We start from the raw sequence: 1,403 nt of genomic DNA, 5'->3' as shown, positions 1-1,403 counted from the left end.
GGCGGGCGCGCCTTCGGGCGGCGGCGCCCCGTCGCGCGCGCCCGCCGATCCGGAGGCCGCCAGGCGGCGGGCGGAGCGCCGGATGCAGCGGATCGGGGCGGGCGCCACGGAACTGGAGCAGCGCCTGGAGGATCTGCTGCACTCCGGTCTGGCCTCGGCCGACCGCGCCGACGGGAGGGGCTCCTGGGACGAGACGGCCGCCCGTATGGTCGACGCCCAGGCTCCGGGACTCGCCACGCGGGTGCGGGAGTTGGGGTCGGTGGTGGCGTCCGGTCCGGACTGGCCGGCCCGGCTGCTGGAGGAGTGCGCCCTGCTGCACCTCCTCGACCAAGGATTCCTCGGCATCGAGCGGCTGCCGGCCCCGCTCGCGGCCACGGTCCGCTCGCGCGTCGGGCTGACCACGGAGGCGGCGGACCTGCTGACCGGCCCCGATGCGGCGCCGGTCCGGGACCGCTGGCTGGTGCTCGCCCAACAGGACAGCGAGGACGGCAAGTTGACCACCCGCCGAATCTTTCTGCGGGGCGAGCGGACCGGACGGATGGCGCTGCACCTCTCCTTCGGCGCCTCCAACCACCCCCTCGACCTGGCCCTGCCACCCGGCCTGATGCTCGACGCGGACCTCGCCTACTACCCGGGCGCCCGCCCGCTGCGCGCCGCGCTCGGCGAGCGGCACGCTCCGGCGGCCCCGGGGCCGGTGCCGCCCGGCTGCGGTGTCGATGCCGCCCTGGCCGCGTACGGCGATGCGCTGCGCGACGACCCCTGGCTGGATTCCTGGCCGGTGGTGCTCGCCGACGTCACGCCGATACCGGGCCGCGACGGAGCGGGCTGGCAACTGGCCGATGCGGACGGGGAGTCGGCGCTCCCCCTGAACCCGCGCTGTCTCGGCCGTACGGGCCTGTGGCAGCTGGCCGCCATATCGGGTGGCGCGCCGATCACGGTCTTCGGCGAATGCGGCCACCGCGGCTTCCTGCCGCTGACCGCCTGGGACCCCACCCCGGTGTCGCTGTGACCCGGTCCCGGACTCGGGTCCCCGGTCCCCCGGCGAGACGGCCCGCCCGGCCGCGTATCCCGTGCACACCATCGATGCCTGGAGGAAGGGCATGACGAGCTCCACCGACACCGACACCGGCCCCGGCCCCGGCCCCGGCACCACCCGAACCACCGCCGGCACCACCACAGCCCCTTCGCCCACCACCCTGTCTGCCACCCCGACCGCGACCCCAACCGCGCCCCCGACCGCCCCCACCCCGACCGCTCCGGCCCCCTGGCCCGATCTCGTGAGCGCCGCGCTGCTCGGCACCGAGCGGCGGATGCCGCCGGTGGCGGTGCGGTCCGGGCAGGGCGCCGCATCCGCGCTGCTGGACGCGGCCGCGGTGAGCACGGTGCGCCGGCGCGCCGCGCTG

At 77.2% G+C, this 1,403-nt stretch carries 2 protein-coding genes; both read left to right on the top strand.

All coding sequences use genetic code 11. From position 1 onward, the window contains the following. Window positions 1-1,009 (top strand): SWIM zinc finger family protein (locus DY245_RS32920; protein WP_128510828.1); only part of this gene is annotated, 1,009 nt, incomplete at its 5' end. A 91-nt stretch (window positions 1,010-1,100) separates the two neighbouring features. Then, window positions 1,101-1,403, top strand: a 303-nt coding sequence (locus DY245_RS32915) for a DUF5691 domain-containing protein (protein ID WP_483409832.1), incomplete at its 3' end; no start/stop codon positions are given.

The sequence above is a fragment of the Streptomyces inhibens genome (genome assembly GCF_003389455.1).
GTDB lineage: Bacteria > Actinomycetota > Actinomycetes > Streptomycetales > Streptomycetaceae > Streptomyces > Streptomyces inhibens.
Note: the sequence above shows the minus strand (reverse complement) of the source record. Positions and strands in the feature narration are given on the sequence as shown.